At 69.7% G+C, this 23,353-nt stretch carries 24 protein-coding genes and 1 tRNA gene; 3 read left to right on the forward strand and 22 right to left on the reverse strand.

Annotated features, from left to right (window positions below):
• Positions 1 to 40: 40 nt before the first annotated feature.
• The gene (locus tag EV278_RS10940) at positions 41 to 370 is read left to right on the forward strand and encodes a chorismate mutase (protein ID WP_132090702.1); all 330 of its coding nucleotides are present in this window, start codon (positions 41 to 43) and stop codon (positions 368 to 370) included.
• 111 nt (positions 371 to 481) lie between these two features.
• Here EV278_RS10940 and EV278_RS10945 read toward each other — a convergent pair whose 3' ends face one another.
• Both EV278_RS10945 and EV278_RS10950 read right to left on the reverse strand, forming a co-directional pair.
• Positions 482 to 1,312 (reverse strand): TIGR00266 family protein, encoded by an 831-nt coding sequence (locus tag EV278_RS10945; RefSeq protein WP_132090704.1) that lies wholly within the window; start codon positions 1,310 to 1,312, stop codon positions 482 to 484.
• Positions 1,313 to 1,403: 91 nt separating this feature from the next.
• Positions 1,404 to 1,742 (reverse strand): Hpt domain-containing protein, encoded by a 339-nt coding sequence (locus tag EV278_RS10950; protein ID WP_165916605.1) that lies wholly within the window; start codon positions 1,740 to 1,742, stop codon positions 1,404 to 1,406.
• Between the two features lie 81 nt (positions 1,743 to 1,823).
• Between EV278_RS10950 and EV278_RS10955 the strand changes: the two genes are divergently transcribed.
• Both EV278_RS10955 and EV278_RS10960 read left to right on the forward strand, forming a co-directional pair.
• Positions 1,824 to 1,899 (forward strand) — tRNA-Lys (locus tag EV278_RS10955).
• 108 nt (positions 1,900 to 2,007) lie between these two features.
• A complete protein-coding gene (locus EV278_RS10960; protein WP_132090709.1) occupies positions 2,008 to 2,370 on the forward strand; it encodes a hypothetical protein in 363 nt (120 codons plus the stop codon).
• Here EV278_RS10960 and EV278_RS10965 read toward each other — a convergent pair.
• The 20 genes from EV278_RS10965 to EV278_RS11060 all read right to left on the reverse strand — a co-directional run bounded on the left by EV278_RS10965 (position 2,324) and on the right by EV278_RS11060 (position 23,214).
• The gene (locus EV278_RS10965) at positions 2,324 to 2,614 is read right to left on the reverse strand and encodes a hypothetical protein (RefSeq protein WP_132090712.1); all 291 of its coding nucleotides are present in this window, start codon (positions 2,612 to 2,614) and stop codon (positions 2,324 to 2,326) included. The genes EV278_RS10960 and EV278_RS10965 overlap by 47 nt on opposite strands.
• A 51-nt stretch (positions 2,615 to 2,665) precedes the next feature.
• The gene (locus tag EV278_RS10970) at positions 2,666 to 3,079 is read right to left on the reverse strand and encodes a 3TM-type holin (RefSeq protein ID WP_132090715.1); all 414 of its coding nucleotides are present in this window, start codon (positions 3,077 to 3,079) and stop codon (positions 2,666 to 2,668) included.
• A 3-nt stretch (positions 3,080 to 3,082) separates the two neighbouring features.
• Positions 3,083 to 3,757, reverse strand: a complete 675-nt coding sequence (locus tag EV278_RS10975; protein ID WP_132090718.1) for a glycoside hydrolase family 19 protein — start codon at positions 3,755 to 3,757, stop codon at positions 3,083 to 3,085.
• Positions 3,758 to 3,809: 52 nt separating this feature from the next.
• The gene (locus tag EV278_RS10980) at positions 3,810 to 4,493 is read right to left on the reverse strand and encodes a DUF1796 family putative cysteine peptidase (protein WP_132090721.1); all 684 of its coding nucleotides are present in this window, start codon (positions 4,491 to 4,493) and stop codon (positions 3,810 to 3,812) included.
• A 45-nt stretch (positions 4,494 to 4,538) separates the two neighbouring features.
• Positions 4,539 to 4,967, reverse strand: coding sequence for a hypothetical protein (locus EV278_RS10985; protein ID WP_132090724.1), 429 nt, complete (start codon positions 4,965 to 4,967; stop codon positions 4,539 to 4,541).
• A complete protein-coding gene (locus tag EV278_RS10990; RefSeq protein WP_132090727.1) occupies positions 4,964 to 6,388 on the reverse strand; it encodes a hypothetical protein in 1,425 nt (474 codons plus the stop codon). Before EV278_RS10990 ends, EV278_RS10985 begins: the two co-directional genes overlap by 4 nt.
• 2 nt (positions 6,389 to 6,390) lie before the next feature.
• A complete protein-coding gene (locus tag EV278_RS10995) occupies positions 6,391 to 8,661 on the reverse strand; it encodes a hypothetical protein (RefSeq protein WP_132090730.1) in 2,271 nt (756 codons plus the stop codon).
• Positions 8,662 to 8,728: 67 nt separating this feature from the next.
• Positions 8,729 to 11,233 carry a hypothetical protein gene (locus EV278_RS11000; protein WP_132090733.1) on the reverse strand — a complete coding sequence of 835 codons (2,505 nt, stop codon included), beginning with the start codon at positions 11,231 to 11,233 and terminating at the stop codon, positions 8,729 to 8,731.
• Positions 11,230 to 11,430 carry a hypothetical protein gene (locus tag EV278_RS11005; RefSeq protein WP_132090736.1) on the reverse strand — a complete coding sequence of 67 codons (201 nt, stop codon included), beginning with the start codon at positions 11,428 to 11,430 and terminating at the stop codon, positions 11,230 to 11,232. Before EV278_RS11005 ends, EV278_RS11000 begins: the two co-directional genes overlap by 4 nt.
• Before the next feature lie 55 nt (positions 11,431 to 11,485).
• Positions 11,486 to 13,684, reverse strand: coding sequence for a transglycosylase SLT domain-containing protein (locus EV278_RS11010; RefSeq protein WP_165916606.1), 2,199 nt, complete (start codon positions 13,682 to 13,684; stop codon positions 11,486 to 11,488).
• A complete protein-coding gene (locus tag EV278_RS11015) occupies positions 13,684 to 16,071 on the reverse strand; it encodes a hypothetical protein (protein WP_132090739.1) in 2,388 nt (795 codons plus the stop codon). Before EV278_RS11015 ends, EV278_RS11010 begins: the two co-directional genes overlap by 1 nt.
• The gene (locus EV278_RS11020) at positions 16,071 to 16,595 is read right to left on the reverse strand and encodes a hypothetical protein (protein WP_132090742.1); all 525 of its coding nucleotides are present in this window, start codon (positions 16,593 to 16,595) and stop codon (positions 16,071 to 16,073) included. Before EV278_RS11020 ends, EV278_RS11015 begins: the two co-directional genes overlap by 1 nt.
• Before the next feature lie 3 nt (positions 16,596 to 16,598).
• A complete protein-coding gene (locus tag EV278_RS11025) occupies positions 16,599 to 17,003 on the reverse strand; it encodes a hypothetical protein (RefSeq protein WP_165916607.1) in 405 nt (134 codons plus the stop codon).
• Positions 16,996 to 19,278: a hypothetical protein gene (locus tag EV278_RS11030; protein WP_132090748.1), complete on the reverse strand. Its 2,283-nt coding sequence runs from the start codon at positions 19,276 to 19,278 to the stop codon at positions 16,996 to 16,998. The genes EV278_RS11025 and EV278_RS11030 overlap by 8 nt, the downstream gene beginning before the upstream one ends.
• 35 nt (positions 19,279 to 19,313) lie before the next feature.
• Positions 19,314 to 19,532 (reverse strand): hypothetical protein, encoded by a 219-nt coding sequence (locus tag EV278_RS11035; protein ID WP_132090751.1) that lies wholly within the window; start codon positions 19,530 to 19,532, stop codon positions 19,314 to 19,316.
• 25 nt (positions 19,533 to 19,557) lie between these two features.
• Positions 19,558 to 20,163 (reverse strand): hypothetical protein, encoded by a 606-nt coding sequence (locus EV278_RS11040; RefSeq protein WP_132090754.1) that lies wholly within the window; start codon positions 20,161 to 20,163, stop codon positions 19,558 to 19,560.
• Positions 20,164 to 20,293: 130 nt separating this feature from the next.
• Positions 20,294 to 20,773: a hypothetical protein gene (locus EV278_RS11045; protein ID WP_132090758.1), complete on the reverse strand. Its 480-nt coding sequence runs from the start codon at positions 20,771 to 20,773 to the stop codon at positions 20,294 to 20,296.
• A gap of 99 nt (positions 20,774 to 20,872) precedes the next feature.
• A complete protein-coding gene (locus EV278_RS11050; RefSeq protein WP_132090761.1) occupies positions 20,873 to 21,787 on the reverse strand; it encodes a phage capsid protein in 915 nt (304 codons plus the stop codon).
• A 241-nt stretch (positions 21,788 to 22,028) separates the two neighbouring features.
• Positions 22,029 to 22,937, reverse strand: coding sequence for a hypothetical protein (locus EV278_RS11055; protein ID WP_132090764.1), 909 nt, complete (start codon positions 22,935 to 22,937; stop codon positions 22,029 to 22,031).
• Complete coding sequence (locus EV278_RS11060) at positions 22,867 to 23,214, reverse strand: hypothetical protein (protein ID WP_132090767.1); 348 nt, start codon at positions 23,212 to 23,214, stop codon at positions 22,867 to 22,869. The genes EV278_RS11055 and EV278_RS11060 overlap by 71 nt, the downstream gene beginning before the upstream one ends.
• Positions 23,215 to 23,353 lie beyond the last annotated feature (139 nt).

The following is a 23,353-nucleotide window of genomic DNA, read 5'->3' on the forward strand; positions in this document are numbered from 1 at the left end:
TGGGATGGTCCCGGCTGCTCAAACCGGCTTAAAGGGGCGCATGATCAAGACGACTCTCAGCGTCGACGAGCGCCTCGCCCCCGCCGACTGCCAGACGATGCTCGACGTCCGCCAGGGCGTCGACGCCCTGGACCGGGCCCTGGTGGCGCTGCTGGCCGAACGCCAGGGCTACATGGACGCCGCCGCCCGCATCAAGGCCGACCGCAGCAAGGTGTTCGACCGGGCGCGCATCGAGGACGTGGTCGACAAGGTCAAGGCCGCCGCCCGTGCTTCGGGCCTGTCGGAAGCCATCGCCGAGCCGGTGTGGCGCACGCTGATCGACCGCTGCATCGCCTACGAGTACGACAGCTGGGACCGGACGAAGGGCTGACCGGCGCCGGCCGGGGACATGCCCTTGCGGCGTGTCCCCATCAGACGCAGCGCGAACTTGGGGACCCGCCGCAAGGGCATGTCCCCGTCAGCAGCGCAGCCCCTGCGCAGCTTACCGGTTCCCTCCGATCAGATCCCCCAGCTCGCCGAGAATCGACCCCTCTCCGCGGTTGCCGCCCTGGCCGCCCGCCGCCGCCAGCATCCGCCCCGCCAGGCGCGAGAACGGCAGCGACTGGATCCAGACCTTTCCCGGGCCGCGCAGGCGGGCGAAGAACAGGCCCTCGCCACCGAACAGCACGCTGCGCACGCCGCCGGCGGTAACCAGGTCGAAGTCGACCCCGGGCGTGTAGGCGGCCAGACAGCCGGTGTCGACGTGCAGCTCCTCGCCGGCCCGCAGTTCGCGCTCGACCAGCGTTCCGCCCATCTGGACGAACACCCAGCCGTCGCCGTCCAGGCGCTGCATGATGAAGCCCTCGCCGCCGAACAGGCCGGTCATCACCCGCTTCTGGAAGTGGATGCCGATCGAGACGCCGCGCGCGGCGGCCAGGAAGCTGTCCTTCTGGCAGATCAGCGACCCGCCCAGCTGGCCCAGGTTGATCGGCAGGATCGCGCCGGGCGTCGGCGAGGCGAAGGCCACCCGGGCCTTGCCCGAGCCGGTGTGGGTGAAGACGGTCGTGAACAGGCTCTCGCCGGTGACCAGGCGCTTGCCCGCCCCCAGCAGCTTGCCCATGAAGCCGCCGCCGGTGTCGCCCGAGCCGTCGCCGAACACCGTGGTCATCTGGACGCTGGCGTCCTTCCAGACGAACGACCCGGCCTCGGCCACGGCGCTCTCGCCGGGATCCAGCTCGATCTCCAGGAACTGAAGCTCCTGGCCCTTGATCTCGAAATCGACGTCGTCGGCGACGCTGGCGCTGCGCTGGTGGGACCAGGGGCTGTTGGTCATGGTCGAAGGGACTCCCGTTGTGGCGCCCGCAGCCTAGGCGAGCGCCGCGCGGCAAGCCAATTACAGGTTCGTAAGTTCAGGAACGCCGCCGCTAGCCCTTCAGCGACCGCAGCGCCCGTTCGTGGGCGTAGGCGGCGATGTCCAGCAGCGCCGCGTCCAGGGCGTTGCGCACGTCGCCCAGGCTCCGGGTCCCCGCCTCCGCCTGCGCGCAGACGTCGCCCAGGGCAAAGGCCCCCACGCCCCGCGCCGCGCCCTTGACCGTATGGACCGCATCCATCCAGCCCGGGTGGCTCTTGTCGAGCATCGGCGTCCACAGCGCGGCCTGTTCGCGAAACAGCGCCAGCACCTCGTCGATGACCGTGGAATCGTTCATCGCGAACCCTTCCAGGTAAGCGAAATCCACGGCTCCGCTGATATCTCGTCTGGCCAAAAAATAGTCCCTTGCGTTCCAAGATTCTTTGCGTATGTTCCGCGCCTCGCCGCCGAGGCGCTTTACTGCTTCGGACCGAGCGGGCGCATAGCTCAGTTGGTAGAGCAGCTGACTCTTAATCAGCGGGTCGTAGGTTCGAATCCTACTGCGCCCACCAAAAACCCCTTACAGATCAAGACTTCTCCTTCGGGTCGAACACCAATCTTACCGGCCGTGAGAGTTTTCGCAAACTCTCACGTGAGAGTTTGTCCTTGATCGCGGCGCGATGTTCCAGTTTCGTTCGCGCATGTCCACCGCCGCCCGCCTGCCCTTCCAGCCGCATCGCCTGACGCTACGCGCCTGCGCCGACCTGGGGCTGCGGGTGAGCGTCGGCTGTCCGTCCTGCCGGATGGCCCGCGACCTGAACCTGGCGGCCCTGGCCGGCAAGCCGCTGGCGGCCCTGCCGCTGGGCGAGCTGCTGCAGGGCGAGGCGTTGAAGTGCCGGCGCGGGCGTTGTCACGGCGTGCTGGCCAGCAGCCTCTGCGTCACCTGGCAGGATGTCGGGATCCTGCGCACCCTGGTCGAGTGGCGGGTCTGGGAGGTCAGCGGCTCGCGGGCGGCGCGACTGGTGGAGCCGCCGGCGGACTGACCGCGACCATGGCCGCCGGCGCCGGGGGCGGCCGCGCGGCGCTCTTCAGGTCACTGTAGACCTGCAACATCAACCAACCCAGCAGGGCCACCACCAGGCCATACAGGGCGTTGCGGCCCTGCTTGCTGTCGGCCTTCAGCTCGGTGATCGCCGCGTGGATGTTGCCGTAGCGCTCCGCGCAGAGATCTTCGTGGGCTTCCATCTTGGCGTAGGCGCCGGCCACGGTCTGTCTTCCTTCGCTCACCCTCGCCCCCTGGCAGATACGCAACGCCCGGCCAGGCGGCCGGTTCGAAAACTAGGCCTTGCCGTTCAGTTTTTCGACGGTGCGCAGGCCGCCCAGGCCCAGCATGCCGGCCAGCAGGCTCATCAACTCGACCATGTCCAGGGCCTCCATCGGCACGCCGGTCCACTTGGTGACCCACGGGTTCAGGATCGGCCGCAGCAGGTAGGTATAGGCCAGGGCCGCGCCGCAGACCCAGCCGATGAACGGCCGCCAGCCCGAGGTCCACAGGCTGGGGCTGGCCGCCTCGACCGCGTTGACCTGCACCTGCCCCTTGGCCAGGTCGGTCTCGGCCGCCAGGGCCGCCAGGTCACCGGCCTGGACCAGTTTCATCAACTCCAGCTGGGCCGCCGCCTTGGCCTGGGGATCAGGCAGCACCCTGTCCAGCACGCCCAGGCCGATGCCCAGCAGGTCGGTCAGTCCAGCCATCGCTCACGCTCCCAGGATGTTGCGGGTCTGGACCAGCCAGCCCTTGTATTCGGCCAGGCCATTCAAGCCCCCGTTCCAGGCCCGTCGCAGGGCCTCTGGCGGGCCGTAGACCAGCTGGCCCATGCGCTTGGCCTTCCACAGCCGGGCCGAGGCCTCGAACCCATGGGCCGGGTCCGCCAGCAGCTCGGGGTGGGCCAGAAGAGGCAGGCCGATGGCCTTTTCCAGCGCGGCCATGTTGGCGCGCCCGGTCACCTGGCCCGGCCCCAGGCCGCGAAACCGCCAGCCGTCTCCCGGTTCGGTGTTGCCCAGGTTCTCAGCGCCCCAGGCGCCGCCATAGACCAGGTTGGCGATCGCTTGCTGGTCGGCCTTGCGCACCACCACCTTGGCGCCGCGCGCGTCCACCCCGTCGATCCGGCCCAGGCGGCGGGCGTCGGCCTCGCTGATCCGGTGGCGGCCGAACTTGGCCAGCAGCGCCTCGACCGTATAGTTCAGGCTCTCGGCGAACACCGTCAGCCCCTGGCTCTCGACGCAGCACGTGGCGACGAACGCCGCCACCTCGGCCGGCGCGGTGATGCCATTGCCGGCGCAGGCCTTTTGCAGGCGCGGCGCCAAGGCCGTGTAGTCGCAGCGGCGCGACAGCTGCTGCAGTTTCAGGGCGGTGATGGTGACATCGTTCATGCGCCCAGCTTCGCGCGCGCGGGCGCGAGGGGGGCTTAGGGGGCCCGGGGAGCTAACACCAGCAGTGATGCCCAGGGCGCGCGCGCGGGAAGGAAAACCGGGCCGCAAGCTCGTCCCAGGCGCTGTCGAGCCCCTTCCACGCCTCAGGCCGGTCGAAAACGGGCGGGGGGATGCTGACCAAGTCTATGCGATCGTCCAGGCCAGCTGGATCCACCGGATGAAGATCGTCGTGCACGGCGAGCAGCACGCGAAATGGCGTGCAGGGGAACAAGCGTTCCAACGCCTTGGGAACAGCATTCGCCTGGGCCGCACCAAGACCCCGGGCCCGGTAGAAGATTGAAGCCGCCCTTGGGGGCAGGAAGGTGCCGACCCGCACAAACAAGGTCGGAGCACCGCTGGCGCAAGCCGCCACCATGTTGCCCCAACGCTTGCTGTATCGATCCGCGGTATAGGCCAAGCCGGGCGGATCTATCACTACAGGATCGCCGCCATTGCGAAAGTCGTGCTGCAAGGTGCAGCCGTAGCGATCATCGTAGGCGGTGCTGAGATCGAAGGCCGCCGTGGCGGAAGATCCAAGCCCCTCGGCCCGGTTATTCAGGATCTCGATCACCGCGCCCAGGTCGGAAATGATGTTGTCGAACGGCGCCGCCACAGCGGCGACACCCAGCCTATGGAACTGGTGCCGGGGCTGACAACTCCCCCCAAGGGAAACAACCTGACGCGCCGCAAAGCTCATGCGCCGGACTATCGGCGCCTCTTGAGTCCACGTCAATTCTCCCGCTCAGGCCAAGCCGGCCTTGAGAAGGCCGAACGCCGAGACAGGGTCGGGGCATGTGGCCGGGAGTTCGCGCAAGGCGGCGCGCGCCAAGTCGACTTCATCCAGCTTCGCCTGAGGCTTCTCCTTTCGCCATCCAGGCAGCTCAGTATAGTCGGTTGCGCTCAGCACGCGCTGGCGCAGCGTGCGCGGCCAGCCTGGCGCGCCACCAGCCACGGCTTCGGGCCACTCCGCCGGTTCACAGGCGACAAACACACCCCTGTCGACAGGCCGCGCGAGGGCTTCGGCCCTGGCGGCGGCCACCGCACGATGGTGGGGCTTCAGCGTTTCATCCGCCGCGGCCGCCAAAGCCTCCCCCAGAAGCCGATCGCGATTGTCCTCGACCCCAAACGCCCAACTCGTGACAACGCCGTCTTTCAGGAAGAAGCCGTTCATGCCCACGCCCTCGCCACCACCCGTTGCGTTCCGCCATTGTCCGCCAGGTTGCACAGGCCCAACCCGTTGCCGGTTCCGAAGACTTCGATGTCGTAGCTGTTCGCACTGGAGCCATTGACGCCCCAGGCGCCATTGCCGCCGTAGTAGGCCGGACCACTGCCGGAGATCTCACCGGCCGTCACGCCGCGCATGAGCGTCTTGGCGACGTACTGGTCCAGCCAGAGACCATCCGTGCCGCAGCCGGAAATGTTACCTCCGATCATCTTCAGATGTCCGATCCCCTTGGTTGAGGATCGCGCGACGCCGCCCTTTGCCTTAATGCCCTCGGCGCCGTTGTGAATGATGGCGCAATTGGCCAGTTCGATGCTGTCGATCAGGCCGTCCGTCCCGTCCAGCGACAGGGCTGCGCCCGTCACGGCGTTGCCGAATTCGACACACGACGCCCTCAGCATAATCACCCGCCCGCCAACTCTCGGCTTCACAAGGCACGACGCCGCCAAGCCTGAGGGCGCGCCATCGACGTCACCGCCTAACATGGTCAGTGAAAGCAGCTCGTCGTCGGGATCGATCATCCGTGACAACCCCAGACCGGACAGGCCGGTCAGGTTGTTGTTGATGTCCATGATGCTGTTGCCGGCCCCGATCCGCCAGCCGAAGCTGGGATTTCCCCAGCCATAGGCAGATCCAGTCGTGTTGTTCTCGACGTGCAGCGAGAATAGGCGATCGGTCCAAATCGCATAGCTGCCGGCCGCCTCCGCCGACGGCGTCACGTCACCGAAGACATTGCGAATAATCGTCACCCCGCCATGCATGTTGCTCACGGTCGATCTGACTTCGGTGAGGCCGTAGTGCCCCCGGATCCAGTTGCCCTCGATGTTGATGTCGTTCTTGTCCACCGCGCTGATCGCCGCGCCGCTGGTGTGATACCCCGTGCCGCCGGCCCGGCCGATATGAGCGCTGGTCACGAAACCGGAGTGACCGAGTTCGATGAAATTCCCATTGGCCGCCCGGTTGAGAAGAACGCCAGACTTGCCCCGATACTCCCCTTCGATCCCGCACTGGTCAGCGAAGGTGAGCGGGGTCAGAGCATTGAGCTGAACAGTGCCGCGGGGGCGAAGGATGCCATAGCCACGCTCGGCGTAGCGAGCGAGCGCCTGGCGCACGATCGCGGTGTTGGCGTCGGCCAGGAACGGGTTCCCCGTGACGTTGCAGCCCATCTCATCGGTAAAATCCCAGTCTCGCAACAGCGTGCGCAAGGGCTGGATCTGACGCCCAATCCCACGAGCAGACCGGGCGTTATCCGCCCAGTCGTCCTTCAGGTTCGACCCGTGCTTGCCCGCCTCGACCACCTGGTCCAGGCGCGAAACATCGCCGGTGTCCGGGTCCTTGTGCTCGACCCCCAGGCTCTGGATACGGCTCATCGTTACCCCCCGTAGAGCGCGACTTCCCAGCCGAAATCGCAGTTCGTTCCGGGGGCCGCCGACGTGTTGATGGTGAAGTTCGCGGCGCCGATCGCGGTGACCCACACGCGCCCGCCAGGATCGCCGCGCGGCGTCACGTTCACGCGAGTGGGCGGCACGCTCAGGCCGTGGGTCACCACCTTGGTGGTGGCGCCGCTGTTCATGGTGGCCACGCCGTTGGCCTTGATCAGGAAGCCCGCGCAGCCGGCGAAGTACTTGGTGGCGCCCGTGGCCAGGTCGCGGATGCCATAGGCGGTGTTGTTGGTGACGTTCGTGCCGGCCACCACGATCACGTCGGTGACGCCGGCGTCGAAATAGATCCCCGCCCGCTGAGTGGCGGGCAAGACCGCGTATAGCCCGCTGGCCCCGCCCAAGCAGGTAAAGCCCGACAGGCCGCCCGCGACATAGATCCCGTCATAGACGCCCGGCGCGCCGGAGGAATTTCCCGCGACGATCGGGGCCACCAGGTGGACGTTGCGCACGTTCGCCCCGGTGGCGAACTTGATCCCTTCCTTGCGGTTGGTCAGGGCGCGGAAGTTTGTCGCGGTGATCCCGTCGACGAAGCCTGTTCCGGTGCAGTCGACCAGCAGCCCCACGTCGCAGGTGCTGCCCCAGCAGCCCAGCATCTGCACGCCCTTGACGCTGATCGCGTCACCCTCGCACCAGATGCGGATCCCGAACTCGCGGCAGCTGTCGCCGCAGCAGTTCGTCATGAACACCCAGTCGATATAGGCCCCCGCCTCGCGCGGGTGCAGGTCGATGCCACCTTCCCAGTCGCCGACCGGGGTCACGTTGTCCAAGGTCACATAGGCGCTGTACTGGATGTCGACCGCCACCCCGCCGTTCAGGCCGGCGTCGGCCTGCAGGTACATGCGCCGCAGGTGGGTGTCGTTGCCGCCGTTGACCACCACACCCACGCCGCCGGCCACGGGCGCCAGCACGTGGACCCGGTCGACCGTGGTGTTGATGCAGGTCTGCAGCGACAGGGCCAAGGCCTGGTCGGCGATCACCAGGTCGGTCAGTTCGACCATGAAGGCCTTGTCGATCTTCAGGGCCGCGCCGCTGACGCGCAGCACGCTGCTGGCGATCCGCATGCCTGAGACCGCGAAATAGGTCCGCAGGTCGGAACCATTGCCCAGCACCAGGCCATCGCCGGTGAAGCTTACGATGTCGATCTCCGTGGCGAACTGGCCCGCGCCGCGCAGGATGCATTCGCTTTCCAGTCGGCTGACCGTGCGGCCCAGGCGATACTGGCCGGGCGGGAAGTCGACGAAGCGTTCCGATCGGATGGCGTTCTCGATGTAGTCGGCCAGGTCGGTGACGTTGTTTCGGTTCCAGATCCCGTAGTGGTAGATCACCGGGATGTAGTCCAGCACACTGACCCAGTCGGCAGCCTTGTCCTCGGGACGTCGATAGACCGCCTCCGCCCCGCGCCCGAACAGCCGCGGGCGGGTGGCGGCGGTCAGGCCGGCCGAACCGCCCAGATGCACCCAGCGCACCTCGGCCCCGGCCACCAGGGGCTCGGCCAGGGCCAGCACCGCGCTGCCGTCGGCGATGTAGTCGACCTGGCCTTCCTGCTCGGCCCCGCCGATGAACAGCGAGACCAGCGCCTCGTCGCCGGCCGCCACCGGCTGCGACACCGTCACCGTCGCCTCTCCGCCCACGGCCACCAGCGAACCCCTGGCCTTGGTCGCCAGACCGGCCAGCACCCCGGCCGCATCCAGGGCGATGGGCGAGGAGTCTCCGTCCCAGGCGAAAACCTTGTTCGCGCACTGGCCAGCCGGCGGCATGGCGCCGCCCACCTCGCCGGCCGGGCTCAACAGGGCCCGGGCCACCATGGCCCTGTGCTCCTGGTGCATGCGCACCTGGCGGTCCCAGGTCCGCTCGCTGGCCAGGGGCCGGAAGCCGTCGACCTGGCCAAAGGGCTCGGCCTGCTGGTTGGGCGTCGCGCGGCGCAGGATCAGCCGGCGGCTGGATCCATCGGCCGCCCACCCGCCAACGGGCAAGCCCAGGGCCGTCAGGGTGACGTTGGCCGTATAGCCGCCCGCCTCGCGCGGGGCAGCGACGACGGTGAACTCGCTGTCCAGCACCAGCGGCGCCGCCTCGACCCCGTCGGCTTCCACCACCACCTGGATTTCGCCGGGCAGCTCATAACTCCACAGCGTCGCGAACGGCCCCAGGCTCGATCCCGTCGGCACGTAGACGGTGACGGGGTTTTCCACGGTGATGGTCATCGGGGCGCAGGCTCACGACGGAAACGGTCCGTCAGCGTCGCGCGCCCGCGCGGGAGGGGGGGTTAGGTCAGCGGACCGCGTCGGTGGGCGCCAGCCAGAATTCGCTTCCGGTCTGGTCTTCGACCCGCTTCTGGTAGCGCGCCGCCCAGCCGGGGTTCAGGGCTTCCTGCACCCGCCACAGCAGCACATAGTCCAGCGCCGCCTTGGTCCACCAGGTGTTGATGAACGGCGTATTGGCCTTGGCGAACTGGAACGCCTCGGCGCCCACGTCCTCGCCGCTGCGCAGGGCCGACCACAGCTTCATGGCGCTTTCCAGGTCGCCGATCGCCGGCCCGCCCAGGGTGCTCAGCGGCGAGCCGCCGAACCGGTTGAAGTCGCCGAACAGGAAGTCGCCATAGATCCCCAGCCCGCCGCCCTGCAGCATGGCGGCCATGAAGGCCTCGGGGCTCAGCGGCCGGGGCGTGCGGCCCTTGGCCATCTGCTTGGCCTGCATCGAGACATAGCCGAACAGGGTGGTCGACAGGATCAGGTGCGCCAGCAGCGCCGCCGGCTTCTGGCCGGCATAGCCCTTGGCCGCCGGGATCAGGCTGCGCTGGATGAAGGTCTGCGGAAAGCTCCAGAACTGGGTGTAGAGGCGGATCGCCTCGCCCGCGATCGTGCCGCGCCGCGTGCCAGCCCCGATCATCCGCCGCTCGCGGGCCCGGGCCTCGGAGGTGGCGTTGTCCAGCGTCTCCTGCGTCAGGGCGCGAAAGCGCAGGGCCAGGTCGGCGTCGTCGCCGGCCGCGTCGGCGGTGATGATCCGGCCCACGCCTTCCTGCTGCGCCGCGCCGGCCCGCAGCCTGTCCCACCCCGCCGCGTCGATGCCATAGCGCTCGAACGTCTCGCGCGTGCCGATCGGCAGGGCGTCGAACGCCAGGTCGGCGCTCTGGCCCAGGTGCTTGCTCAGGATGGTGGCCACGCCGGCGCGCAGGCCGTCGTTCCACCATTCGAAGCCGCTGATCTTCATGTTGAAGCGCTGGCCCCAGCCGATCCAGCCCAGAGGGCCGTCCTTGGCCGCCAGGCGGGTGCTCAGCCGACCCGAGGCCGCTCGCGCGCCCACGTCCATCAGTTCGGCCACCTCGCGCGCCTGGGGCCCGTCCAGGCGGCTGATCCCGCGCAGGATCCCGTCATAGCCGGCCAGCCAGTCCACGCCCACCCGGGCCAGGGCCTGGGTCGCCACCGGCACGTCGGCGAACGCGCTCAGCACCATGCCGCCCAGCTTGCTGATGCTCTCGTGCCCGCGGATCATCTGGCCGATCATGGCCAGGCGCACGTTCTCGGGCGCGTCGGCGCGGCCGTCGATCTGCTCGAACGCCTGCTCCATCCGCTTGGCCAGGAACGCCTTGCCCTCGACCGCATCGTGGGTGGCCCGGGCGTCGGCCAGGCCGCGCTCGACCTCGGCCTTGAACGCCGCTTCCGGCGCCGGGCCAAAACCCTTCATCAGGGCGGTGTTGCGCGCCGCGCGCCGCACGTCGCCGACGATCGCCGAGAACAGCGACCCGCGCCCGAACTCGCGGTGATAGGCCAGCCAGCTCTTGGCGTCGCGGAAATGCAGCACGCGCTCGGCGCTGACCTTCCGGGCCAGGCTGGCCGGCGGCGTGAAGTCGCCCAGATCGTCGGCGCCGGCCATGATCTCATGCTTGCCGGTGACGATGTTCCACCACACGCCGCGCAGCATCTCCTCGCGCGCCGCCACCCCGGTCAGGCCGCGATCGGTCAGGCCCAGGTCGGCAAAGGTGCGCTCATGCAGCAGCGGCGCGATCGTGTCGCGCCAGCGCTGAAACGCCTTCTGGGCCGCCTCGCTCTTCATCGCCGCCAGGCCGCCCTTGCGGATTGCGGTCTTGATCGAGCCGACACCGCCCCAGAACCCGCCGGCCACCTTCAGGGCGTCATGCGACTGGCGGGCGACATAGCCGTCCAGCTGGCCGATCCACGCCCCCTCGTCGTTCTGCATCTGGCGGCCACGCTCGATCGCGCCGTTGAAGATCTCGGCCGCCTTGACCGCGTCCTCGTCGCCGGTCGGCGTCTCGCGGCCGCCGTTCAGCCGGGCCATCTCGGTGGCCACGGCTTCCTCGAATTGCGGATCCTGCTGGTCCAGGGCGTTGGCGATCCGGTCCCATAGGCCGTTCTTGCGCAGGCCGCGCTCGATCCCGGCCAGCAGCTCGGTTTCCAGCGCGCGGCCCTGGGCGTCGATCGAGAAGCTGTTGCCGAACCCTTGCGTCTCGTCGCCCTCGATGAAGGCCAGCAGCTTGCGGGCCGGCGAACCTTCCATCGCCGACAGCTGGGCCCGACGGCGCAGCTTGGCCCGCTCGGCGAAGATCCGAGTGCGTTGCTCGATCAACGAGGCCTTCAGCTCGTCGCGGGCGATTTCGGCGGCGGCTTCCTTCCAGGCCCCGCCCTCGCTCAGGCTGACCTTGGCGGCGGCCTTGGCCTTCTTGCGCTGAACCACCCGTTCCAGCAGGGCGTCGATCTCGTCGTCGGTGAAGGCGTCGCCGACGGCGGCGCGGACGGGGGCGCGGCAGGCTTTGGTCATTCTTCCTCGCCGTATCCCACTTCTTCACCGCACTCGCTGCAGTAGAAGCCGCTCCGGTAAGGATCAGCTTCGCGGTGCAGCGCATCGGTCAAGTCCAGTCGCTGACGAAGCGTCATTTCAGGCAGCGACAAACCCGCAACCTCAAACGCTCGCCTTACAGCCTCAAGGAAGGCTTCACCTGTCAGACCCTCGCCCATAACCGCCTCCTTCCAGGAAAGCCCCAACTCTGAGGGGCCAGAAGGACCGGGGGGCTTAGGCCGCTCCGCCCTCGGCCAGGCAGAACGCCGCCGCCCGCACCGCCTCGGCGATCGTCTTGGGCTTGTCGCGATCGGCCAGATCGGTCGCCGCCTTCAGCTGGCGCTCGCTCAGGCCGGGCGTGGCCTTCAGGTCCTCGATCGCCGCCGCCACCGACTGGGCCAGCTCGGCCAGTTCCGGATCGGCCGCCATCACCGCCTCGGGCGTCAGCACTTCGGGTGCCTCGAACGACGCGGCCGGGGCGCGGGCTGGCGACGACGGCAGGTCGGCGTCGCGGTCACCGCGCAGCACGGCGCCGGCCTCATCGCCTGCCTTCTGCACCGGAACCGCCCGCGCCGGCTCCAGGCCGCCCCTGGGGGCCGGGGACGACGCCGTCCGGGCGCGCGGGCCGTCCGCCTCGATCTCCCGGCTCAGGCGCACGCGCTGGGCCCCGGTCATCGGTTGCTCGCGCACCCGCACAAGCACCGGATGCTCGAACCCGGCCACGTCATGGCCCTGGGCCTCCAGCGCCGCACGATACGCCGCGAACCGGCCGGGATTGTCGGCCAGGCGCTGCAGGGCGATCACCTCGGCCCCGCCCGCCTCCACCGTGCCGTCGCGGGCGATGATCGGCGGGCCCTTCTCGGCCGCCTCGCCCGACGTCAGATCGTCCAGGTGTTCGCGGTTTTCCAGCTCGCGCACCCGCTCGGCCAGCCATTGGGCGCCGTCCTGGCGCGGGGCCAGGTCGCCGGGATGGTCCGACCGCCGCACCAGGGCCGTGTCGTGGCTGGCGATCAGGTCCCAGGCCTCGACGATCGCTTGGCGCACGGCGATCTTTTCGCCCCGCGCCGTGGTCGCCACGCCCGCCTCGCCCAGCTGGCCCCGGATCTGCAGGCCATAGGCGGCGGGGCTCTCGTCCAATCCGGGGCGTGGGCCGCCGCCGCGGGCCAGCTCGGCCTCCATCAGCTCGCCCACGTCGGTCAGGGTGTCGTCGCTCAGGCCGTCGACGGCCCGCGCCAGGGCCCCGGACCGCGCGCCCTCGTCCAGCATGGCCACGGCGCGCGGCATGGGCGGGAAATCCTCGGCGGCGCGGGGCAGCGGGGCGCGGTCGGCGCCCACCTTGGCCACATAGTCGCGGGTTTCGTCGAACGGGATCTTGGCGGCGAAGTCCTCGTGGCTGATCGCGCCGGCCCGCGGATCGCCGAACTTGCGGATCCAGCGGTCCACCGCGCCCGGCCCGGCGTTGTAGGCGGCGCTGGCCAGCAGCTCGTCGCCGTCATAGCGCTCCAGCAGATGGCGCAGCTCTTCGCGACCCAGCTGGCGGTTATAGGCCTCGTCGGTGCGCAGGCGGGCCTCGTCGAACGGCACGCCCAGCCGCTTGGCCGCCGCCCGCGCCGTGTCGGGCATCAGCTGCATGACGCCGATCGCCCCCTTAGGGCTGACCGCCGACTGCACCCCCCGGCTTTCCTGGCGTTCCAGCCGCGCGGCTAGGCTGTCGAACCCCGGCCGCGCCATCGGCGCGCGAAAGCCCAACGCCCCCGCCCCGCCGCCCAGCGCCCCGCCGAACAGCACCCCGCCCGTCACGCCGGTCAGGGCGTCGTCCAGGCTGTAGTCGCGCCCCTCGACGCCATGGCCCAGGCCGTATTGGATCGCCTCGATCCCCGCGCCGCCCACGCCGGCCTCCAGCGCACCCCGCCCCGCCGAGGTCAGGGCGGCCGCCGAGCGGGACGCCGCCAGGGTCCGCGCCGAAAACCCCAGCTGCCCCAGGATCCGCCCCTCGCCGGCCACGGGAATGAAGTTCGAAGCGAAGCCCAGGGGATCGAGGGCCGATTGACCCAGCACCGCCAAGCCGAACCCCTCCAGCCCGCCGACGCTTTCGTTGCGCTGCAGCAGGTCGCGGCGCAGCAGTTCGTCGCGCTTGTTCAGCCGCCGATAGGCCGCGGCGCTGGCGGTGATCGGCTTGTCGAATTTCAGCTCGCCCTCGATGCCGAACCGCGCCGTCGCGGCTTCCGGCGTCAGGATCTCCGCGCCCTGGTCCGCCAGCGCATCGACGCCGCGACGGACATTGCGCACCACCATGTCCGAGGGCAGACCCAGCGTTCCGCCTGACAGCAGGGTCGAACGCACGTCGGTGGCGGCCGAGGGCGAGCGCTCCAGCAGTTCTCCCGCCATCTCCGGCGTGATTGTGTCGTCTCGGACGAAACCAGGCAAAGGCATCAGGGTTTTCCCGCTCGGCTGTAGAGATCCGACCAGCTGCGCACGACAGGCTTGCCGTCGGCGGCCAGCACGGGCATCAGGCCGCCCTGCGGACTAGGCAGCATCAACATCATGCCGGCGTCGTCGCCGGTGCTGACCCATCGGCCGCTGTGCGCCACCTGGGTGGCGTACCGCTTGCGATAATCCTCTGGCGCAAGCGCCGCGCCCCGCCCCGCGACCGGGCTCAGGCCCGCGCCGTCGTTGGACACCAGGTCGCGCAGCACCCGATACGAGCCGATGCGCGCCGCCACCTCGCCGGTGGCCTCACGCGGCGGCGCCACCATGCGCGCAGACGACAAGACCTCACCCGTCCGGTTCAGGTTTTCGGCGGTCGTCCCCGGAACCATCATCACCTTGCGCGCCGCCTCGGCTGCCGGCAGGCGGTTTCCCGTCCGAGTGTCGAAGGCGTAGCGTTGCAGGAAGTTGCGCGCAGCGCTGCGGGCGGCGGCGTCCACATCGGCGTCGTCGGCCATGTTGGCCCGGGCCATCGTCGACACGGCGAAGCTCAGCGCGTTCGAATAGGCCAGGCCGTCCTGCGAACCCGCATAGCTTTCCACCAGCGGCTTCAGCTGCGCCGCCACCTTGGCCTCCAGCTTGGCTTTGGTGGGCGCATCCAGCTTGACCAGCGGGGCCTGGGTGAGCGCCCGGGCGTAGGCGCCCACCACGATCGGGTCGCCGTCCACGGCGTTGATCACCGCCGCCTCGGCCGGCGGCAGGCCGGCGCGCTGCAGCTCCAGCAGCACCCGCCCGGAATTGGGCCCGAAGCGCTGGGCGTAGCCGTAGAGGCCGGTCAGGGCCGCCGTCTTGCCCACCGGTTCCTTGTCGGCGACCACGGCCTTGACCATGTCCTTGGCCACGGCCACGGGCAGGATCCGCTGCTGGTCGGCCGGCACGCCGATCGCGGCCTGGCGGCGCAGGGCGTCGTTGGCCCAGGCCTGGGCGCTGGCCGGCGTGCCGTCGGCCACGCCGCGCCACAGTTCCGCCGCCGACTTGTCGACCAGCAGCGCCGCCGCCGGATCGGTCAGCCGCAGCCGCGACTGTTCCTGCCCGGTGGCCAGGGCCAGGTTGTAGACCTGTTGCTTGCGCGCGAAGTCCGGATCGCCGGGCTTGGGTTTCAGCAGGTCCAGCCGCGCGGCCTGGTCCTTGGGCGTCAGGGCCGCGAAATCGTACGTCGCCTGACGCACGGTCTTGGCGTCCTCGATCGACTGACGCGCCGCCGCCACCTTGGCCGGGCCGTCGACCGGGCCATAGACGGAGATCAGACTGGCCGGATCGAACCCCGTGCTCTGGCCGGTGCTGGCGATGCTGGCCAGTTCGGCCTGGAAGCGATCGTTGACGGTCTGGGCGGCCAACTGGCGCTTCTGGCTGGTCGCCGCCGTCGTCACCCGCGCCTGCATGGCCGCGAACTGCGGCGGGGCCAGCAGGGCCTTGGTTCGCTTGTCGGCCAGCAGGGCCTCCATGCCGTAATAGTCCTCGCGGCTCTCCAGCCCATCCAGGGCGCTGGCGATCATGTCGCCCGGCAGGGCCGCGCCCATCTTCTGGCGCAGGTCGGCCGGCAACTGCGACACCGCCGCTGGGATCTTGGCCAGGGCGGCGGTCAACTCGCCCGGATCCTCGCGCACGCTGTTGATCAGCAGGCTGACCGTCTGGCGCGTATTGTCGACGATGCGGGCGTCCAGCAGCCCGCGCGCCGTGTCGGCCGCCACGTTCTGCAGGTCGCGCCGCTGGTTTTCCAACTGCAGCTTGACCAGCGGCGCGTCTTCCGGACTGACGCCCTTCATCACCTCGGCCGCCCGCTGATCGAAATCGGCCAGCCGGCTGGGCAGGAAGTCGGGCGCGGTCGGATCGGCCTCGACGAAGGCGGCGCGCAGGGCGGTCTTGGTCTGCTGTTGGAAATCCCCCGTCAGGCGGATGATCCGGCTGTTCTGGTCGGCCGCCCGCACCTGACGCAGATGCGCGCCCTGAGCCTGGGCCTCGACGCCGCTGGCCTGGTCCAGCACCCTCAGGCGCTGCTCCAGGTTGGTCTGGTCGAAATAGCGCTGCTGCGTCGGCGTCAGGCCCTGCCGTGCCAACTCGACATGGTCGTCATAGGCCTTGGCCTGGGCCGAGGCGAAACCCGGGGTCTGGCCGTCATAGGTGGCGACGGCGGTGTTGAAGGCCGGATCGAACTGCTCGCGCACCGAGGCCATGGCCTCGGCGGCCCGGCGCTGGTCGCCCTTGTCCAGCACCGCGCCATAGTCGGCCACGCCCTGGGCCACGGCCTGCAGGCCCTGGTTCAGGCCGCGATAGTCCAGCGTGTCGGTCGACGGCCGCTGCGCGCGCGGCGCGCTCTTGCCCAGGGTCGCCATCAGTAGAGGCCCCGGCCGTTGTCGAATCCGCTAGGCTGGCTGTTCCAGCTGCGGGTCCGCGCCGCCTCCAGCCGCGCCGCCCGGCGCTGCTGCATGTCGCCCAGGGCGCTGCCGGCGCTGCCGCCGGCCTGCAGCCAGTTGGTCACCAGGGCCAGGCCGCCCTGCTTCTTGGCCACCTTGGCCTGATAGTCCAGGTTCCGACCCTCGGTGACGCCCTCATAGATGGCGCTGCGCGCGTTGAACATGGCGCTGCTGGCCAGGTCGTCCAGCGCCCCCAGGGCGCTACCGGTCAGGCCGCCGCCGCCCGCCGCGGCGTTGACCGCCGCCTGGGCCGCCGCGCGGTCGCCTTCCTCCAGCGCGAGGCCAGCGCGCACCCCAGCCTCGCGGCGGGCCTGGGCCGCGCCGCGCCGCAGCGCCCTGGCCTGGCCGCGGCTGGCCATGAACTGGCCCACCCCGCCCAGCATGCTGCCGATGGCCGAGATCCCGGCCGTGATCATCTGCGCTTCGCCGCCGCCTTCGGCCATGGATCAGCCCTCCCAGACCATGTAGGGCTCGCCGACCTCGACGAACCCGATACGCTTGAGCAACCGCACCGCCTGCGGCGTCGGGGCGGGAATGGCGACGATGGTGCGCACATCCACCCGCCGCGCCGTGAACCGCAGCAACCTCTCAGCCGCCGCCGCCGCCGCCAGCCAGTGTCGCGGGCGCAGATCGGCCAAGCACGCCCAAGCCGCCCAACGCCCATCGCCCAGCGGCTCCACGCCGCCGATGCCGCGAACAACCGTCCGAGGACCGCCAAAATCCAACAGCGTCCATTTCCCGCCCTGCGGCAGCACCCCACCTGCAGAGGCCAGGTCGCGCGCGAAGTCCTCGCGCGGAACAAACCGCGCCAGGTCGCCGTCCAGATGCGGGCGCAACACCAACTCAGGCATTGCTCCACCCCACCGGCCGCAGCGCGTGCAGCGTGAAGTCAAACCCGCTGTCGTCCTCGACCACCAGCCGCCCGTCGCGGCTTGCGCCGGCCGAACAGGTGACGTTGACGGCCAGGCGCTTGGGAACCACGCCGCTGGTCTCGTCGACATTGCGCACGCCGAAACTGTCCAGCGGGCTGGGCGCCTCGCCGTCGGTGATCGTGCCGGCCCGCGCCGCCCCGGCCACGCCCTTGGCGATCACCAGCATCTGGGTGACCCGCGTCCGCTGGCCTTGGGTGCTGCCCGGCCCCTCCAGGTCGGTAGGCAGGCTTTCGAAACGGAACAGGTACGGCAGGCCAGCAAGGATCTCGGTGGCCGTGCGCCCGCCCGGCAGGGTGGCCACGCCGCCCGTCACCGGCCGGTCGCGATACTGCGCCCAGCGGCCCTGGGCGTCGCGGGTCATCAGGGTGACGCTCTCGCCCTCCAGGTGATCCAGCCCGCTCACCCCCGTGGTCGCCGCCCCGGCGTAGCGCTCGGCCGCGTGCAGGCGCAGGCCTTCCTGCCGCGCCGACTGGATCAGGATCATCCGCTGGGGCGCGCCGTTCTTGATCCGCAGGGCGTGCACCCACAAAGCGGTGCGGCCATAGGCGCCCGGCAGCGCGCTGATGTTTTCCACCGTCCAGCCGGGGTCGTCGGCGCTGGTCGCGCCCAGGGCCTGGCGGGCCCAGCCGAAGGCCTTCTGCTCGCGGTGATAGAGGAAGCAGGCCAGCCCCCCATCCTCCAGCCGCGCCCACAGCAGGTTGTCGGGCTCGCCGCACCAGGCCAACTGGGCGATGCCCCGGCCGGCGATGTGCTCGGCCAGAAAGCTCAGGTCGCCACCGGCCAGGCTCAGATCGCCGCCCACCACCAGCTCGCGCAGGGTGGTGCCGCCCCGCGCCACGTACAGCACCGCGTCATGGGCCCGGGTCGGCGCCACGCCGCTCTGGCTGCCATATTCGGTCAGGGGCCGCACCTTGGTGCCGTCGGGCGTCAGGGGCTCGTCCAGGGTGGCGCCGGCGATCACGTTCTCGTCGGCATGGGTGCCGGCGATCAGCTGGCCGGCGCTGATCAGCCAGGCCAGGGTGCTGGACTGGTCGCCGCAGAACTGGCGCACCGCGTCGTCGGCCACCACCCGGCCTGTGCCCAGGCCCGGCTTGAAGTCGGCCTTGGCGGTGTCGTAGCCGGCCGTGCGGCTGGCGTCGAACTTGTCGGGCTCGCTGCGCCCGCCGCCCACCACCAGGCGCTGCTCGCGCACCGTCGGCCAGGCCGTCGGCCAGCCGCGATAATCGCTATAGGCCGCCTCGGCCCAGGTGCTGGTGGCGGGGAAGGCGTAGCTGCTGGCGGGGTTGTAGGTTTCCTCGCCGCCGCCGCTGCCCTGGTACGGCAGGGTCTGCAGCACCAGGCCGGTCGCATGGGTGCTGTCGGTCACCGCCGTGATCTGCACCACCCCGCTGCCGTCGTGCAGGAAGGTCCAGACGATGTTGCCGTCGCTGACCGAGCCCTGCTCATGGATCGGCGGCGTCAGGCCGGTCTTTTCGTCGCCCAGGCTGGCCCCGGCGTAGTAGGCGCGACCGTTGCTCAGCCACAACGAGGCGTCGGGCGGGTTGACGTCGGGCGTCCAGGTCTGCAGGCCGATGCTGCCTTCCGGGGCCCGCAGGCGGAACGACGCACCCACCATGCCGGGATCGAACAGGGCCGCGCTGGCGGTCAGGTTCACCACGCCGGTGATGTCGTCGGCCTCGATCGTCAGCGCCCGGTTGGTGTTCTCGGTGCGCCAGGGCCCGTTCTCGAACAGATAGGGCGCAAAGCCCCAGCCGCCGGTCGGGCCGCGCAGCAGACGCTGGGGCTGGCGGCCGTCGGCGTGGAAGAACACGATCACGTCGCCGGTCTGGTACCAGCGCAACCCCGCCAGGTCGGCCGCCGCATAGGGCGAAACGAACTGCAGCGGGCTCATCCCGCTCATCACCGGCGCGCCCAGGGCGTCGCGCACCCGGCCATAGCCGTCGCCCAGCTCGATCGACCAGGCGTCGTCGACGCTGCGCTTGAACGGAACCTGAATGGTGGCGGCGTCCTGATCCATGCACAGGCCGGCGAACCAGAAGCCATAGCTTTTCTGCAGCGGCCCCTGGGCCCGGGGCATGGCGTTCAGGGCCAGGGCGCAGCCGTTGGCGTGCTGCTGCAGGTCGCTGTTCGACCAGGCCTCGTCAGCCAGCTCGCCCGAATTGAACCGATTTTTCCAGCCGATCGCCTTTGACATGGCCCCAGCTTCGCGCGGGGGCGCGGGCGGGGGGGTTAGCTGGCGGGCAGCCCTTCGATCATGTGGCGGATCATTGCCTGCGCCTGATCGTAGTCGAACAGGTTGGTGCCGCTCGGGTCGTGATACTGTGGCCCGAACGGCATGTGTTCGTTGTACGTCGGCTTGAAGCTGATGCCGTTGTCGGGGCGAAAATTCGCGGGCAGCTTCCATGACAGGAAGCGCTCGGTCATGTACTTGATTTGCTCGTCGGTCATCTCAGTCTCCAGATATTGACGCGCCCTAGTTGGCGCTGCGGCGCAGGACGCCGTACGGATCAGGGATCAGGGGATAGCGCTCGCGGGTCTGCACCCCGTCCTTGCCCTGGGCCAGGGCGATGGCCGCCGCCGCCCGGTCGCCGTTCTTGGTGGCCATGGTCCAGTCGCCGTTCACCGACGGCCCGGCCATCGCCGCCAGCTGCAGGCCCATGGCCTGCTCCAACCAGACCGGGATCACCGCCCAGTCGATCCGGCGGGTGAAGGTGACGTCCAGGGCTGCCGTGGCGGTGTCGGCGCGGATCACCAACCGCGCGGCGCCGGTGGCCGAATCCACTTCGGTTCCACGCTCCCAGGCCACGCAGCCGTCGACGTCGCGCACCACCAGCGCCCCGTTCGGCAGCCAGTACAGGCCCGGCCAGCGGAAGCTGCCGGCCGCCCCGGTCGGCTGCAGGGTCTCATAGCCCCGCGCGTCCAGCCAGTCATGGGCGATCAGCACCATGTCGCGGGCGTCGTCCAGGAAGGCCAGCACCTTGCGCACCGCCGAGCGGGCGATGGACGGATCCAGGGTCTCGGTCAGCTCCTCGCCGATGTTGCGCAGGGCGATGTTGACGACGCTTTCGCGGCTGGCCATGGCGGGATTTTCCTAGTCCGGATGTGGTGACGGGGCGGCCCCTGGAAGGAGAAGCCGCCCCGTCTGTCCGCCCGGGTGTCGCGAGGTTGAGAGCGACGCGGCGCGCCGGGCGAAAGGGGTCCCGAGGGGGTTAGCGCTTGATGCCCACCAACTGCCAGGTCAGCGTGCCGGTGGCGCCGGCGGTGTTGATCGTAAACAGCAGTTCGCATTGGGCGCTCACCGCCTGGGCGGCGGCCAGGGTGGCGTAGCCCAGGGTCTGCCACAGGGGCTTGAAGTAGTTGGCGATGTCGACGCTCTTCATGGCCTTGGCCGTGCCGGCGGCCGTGGCCACGTCGGTGGCGCTGATCAGGGCCGTGGGATAGGTGACGTTGCCCAGGCTCAGGGTGGTGCCGGTGCCCAGGTCGTCGAAGCTGATGTCCGACGCGTAGGGGTTCAGCACGGTTTCCCAGGGCAGCAGCGCCGCCTGCACCGTGTCCGTCGCCGAGGCGGCCAGTTCGATAGTGTCGCGCACCAGCACCCAGTCCTTGTTGTCGGCCAGGACGTTGGGGATCAGGGCCGGCGGAACCGCTTGCTTGGGCGTGCCCACCAGGCTGCCATAGTACTTGGTCATGGTCTTGACCCTTCATGTTCACCGGCTGGCCGGCGGGGCCCTGTGGCCCGAAATCCTAAGAAGCGGCCGGGTCTTGCGACCCGGCCAGTCGGGAGGAACCTAGACGCGGCTGCAGAGCACCTGCACCACGGCGTTGTCGTAGCGACGGGCCACCGCATGCTCGGTTTCGTAGTAGGCGTACCAACGGAACGACTTGTCGGACCGCTGAGTGATCGTCGCCGTGATGATCTCGCGGGCCTTGTATTCGATGGCCGACTTGATCCAGGCGCCGCACTTGGTGATCGAGCTGGCCACCGGCATGCGCTCGGTGCGCACGAAGCGGAAGCCGTAGAAGCTGTCGATCTGGCCGTTGGCCAGGGCCTTGATCGTGTTGTAGTCGCCGCTGGTGGCCGGGGTGCTGGCCAGCAGCTGGGCCTTTTCGTAGCTGGTCCAGCCGAAGTAGCGCTCGCCCTCCAGCTCGCTGCGATCCAGGATGGCGCTGGCGGTGATGATCTTGCCGATGGTCAGGCCCAGGTTGCCGCTGGCCGCCACGGTTTCGGCGTCATGCAGGTTCTCGCGGCTGTCGACCGCGATGATCTGGCCGGCCGGGAAGGTGTTGGCCGTGGTCAGGTTCTGGCCCGAATAGGTGGTGCCGAACAGGCCGTCGATGATCTTGTCTTCCATGAACCGGTTCTTGCCGGCCATGATCGACTGCATGGTCTTGCTGCTGGGGTCCGCCAGCTCGCGCGCCTTGTCGCGATTGTCGATGAACTTGCCGTCGGCGAAAGCCTCGAAGTGGCCGCCGCGGCGGGTCTGTTCCAGGAAGCCGGCCGGGCTGTCGGGAACGCGGGTGGTCACGGGCGCCGGCTGGCTGGCGCCGATGTCGTCGCAGTTGAAGCTGGTGCCCGGCTCGCCATAGGCCAGGTCGGCGTCGACGCAGCCCAGCAGGCGGTTGTTCATCTGCTGGGGCAGCAGGTTCAGGTTGGCGCGGAAACCCTGCACATAGTGCGACGGGATGGTGTCTTCGGCGGCCATGGTGCGGCTCTCTTGCTGCGGCCACGCACCGGGCCTGTCGAGGGAATGGGCGCGCGGGCTCGATCAAAGGTCTGGGGTTTGATCGGCAGCGGTCCCCGGTTTCGTGTCCGGGCGCGAGCCTGGTGTTTAACGCCCCGTCGGGCGCCGCCTCCTGATGGGCCGGGGTGAACCGGGTGTCCAACGGTCGGGCGGATTGACGACAAGGGCTGGACTGATTTGCCCTCGCCGTCAACCGTTACGCTTACTGGCCGGCCGGATAGGCCTGTTTCAGCAGGGCCTCGCGCTCGGCCAGCACCGTCTTGTGCAGCGGATCGTTTCTGTCCTGCAGGGCCTTAAGCTTGGCGGGATCGCCGTGCAGCGCCGACAGGGCCGCCTGGGCCTGGTACGGCGTCGCCGGGCGGCCAGCCTCGCCAGCGCCCGCGCCCGGCAGAGCGCCAGGCTCGGCGCGCATGTCGGTCACCGCGGCCAGGATCTGCAGCAGCTCGGGGCTGCTGCCCAGGCCCTGGGCGTTCAGCTTGTCGAACACCCCTTCGATCTTCAGCTTTTCGCCCAGGTCGCCCAGCAGCTTGGGGATCTCGGTCTCATAGACCGCCTTCTTGTCGCCCCAGGCCGCGCCCAGCACCTTTTGGCATTCGGCGGCGGCCGCCTTGGCCGCCTCCGCCGCTTCCTGGTGCGCCTTCTGGATCGTCTCGTTCAGATAGCCGACCGCCGCGCCCATCTGGGCTTGGCTCAGGCCGGCCTTATGGGCGATGGCCTTGAAGCCGTCGGCGAAAGCCTTGTCGGCGTCGCTGGCGCCCTCGTCCAGATCGAGCTTGTAGCCGTCGGCCGTCTCGGGGCGGCCCAGCTTGTTGAACAGCTCGCCCCAGCCCTTCTCGTCATCCGGCTTGGCGGGGACCTCCAGCAGGCTGGCGGGGTCCTTACCGAACCGCTGCAGGGCATGAAGGTGGCCGTTGGCGAAGGCCTCCAGGCTTTCGTACTTGGCCAGGTTGCGGTCGGCCCGCATCGCCTCGGGCAGCTGCTCCAGCCAGGACTTGGCCTCGCCACCACCTCCAGCGCCGGCGCCCGCGCCCGCGCCGGTGTCAGTAGTCCTCGTTTGGTCCGTCGCCGTCGAGGATTGGTCCCCGCCGGTGCTCGTGCTCGTGTCGGTCATCTCGTTCTCCTTCCAGTGAACCCGTGATCGCCGCCGCCAGCAGGGCCTCGTGGTCGAAGCCGGCGTGGGTGATGATTTCCAGGGCTAGGTCCGCCATCCCGTCGTGATAGGCGCGGGCCTCGGCCGGTGTGTCGTCGGCTCGGCGGCGCATCAGGCCGCCCATGCTCATGATCTTCAGCAGCACCACGCGGGGGATCTTCGCGAACTCCCGATCCAGATCGGGGCTGGAGATCCGGCGCGCCTGGTCGGCCGCGTGGCGGGCTTCGAACTCGGCCATGGTTCAGAGCCTCACGCCAAACTCGCCGCACCAATCATCCTTGGCCGTAGCGGGAAAAACACCGGGTGAGCCAGGAAACGGCGTCGGCGGGTATCGTCGACATTTCCTGTCTGACCAAAAGCGGCATCCGCCGCAAGTT

The sequence above is a fragment of the Caulobacter sp. BK020 genome (assembly GCF_004342605.1).
Lineage (GTDB): Bacteria > Pseudomonadota > Alphaproteobacteria > Caulobacterales > Caulobacteraceae > Caulobacter.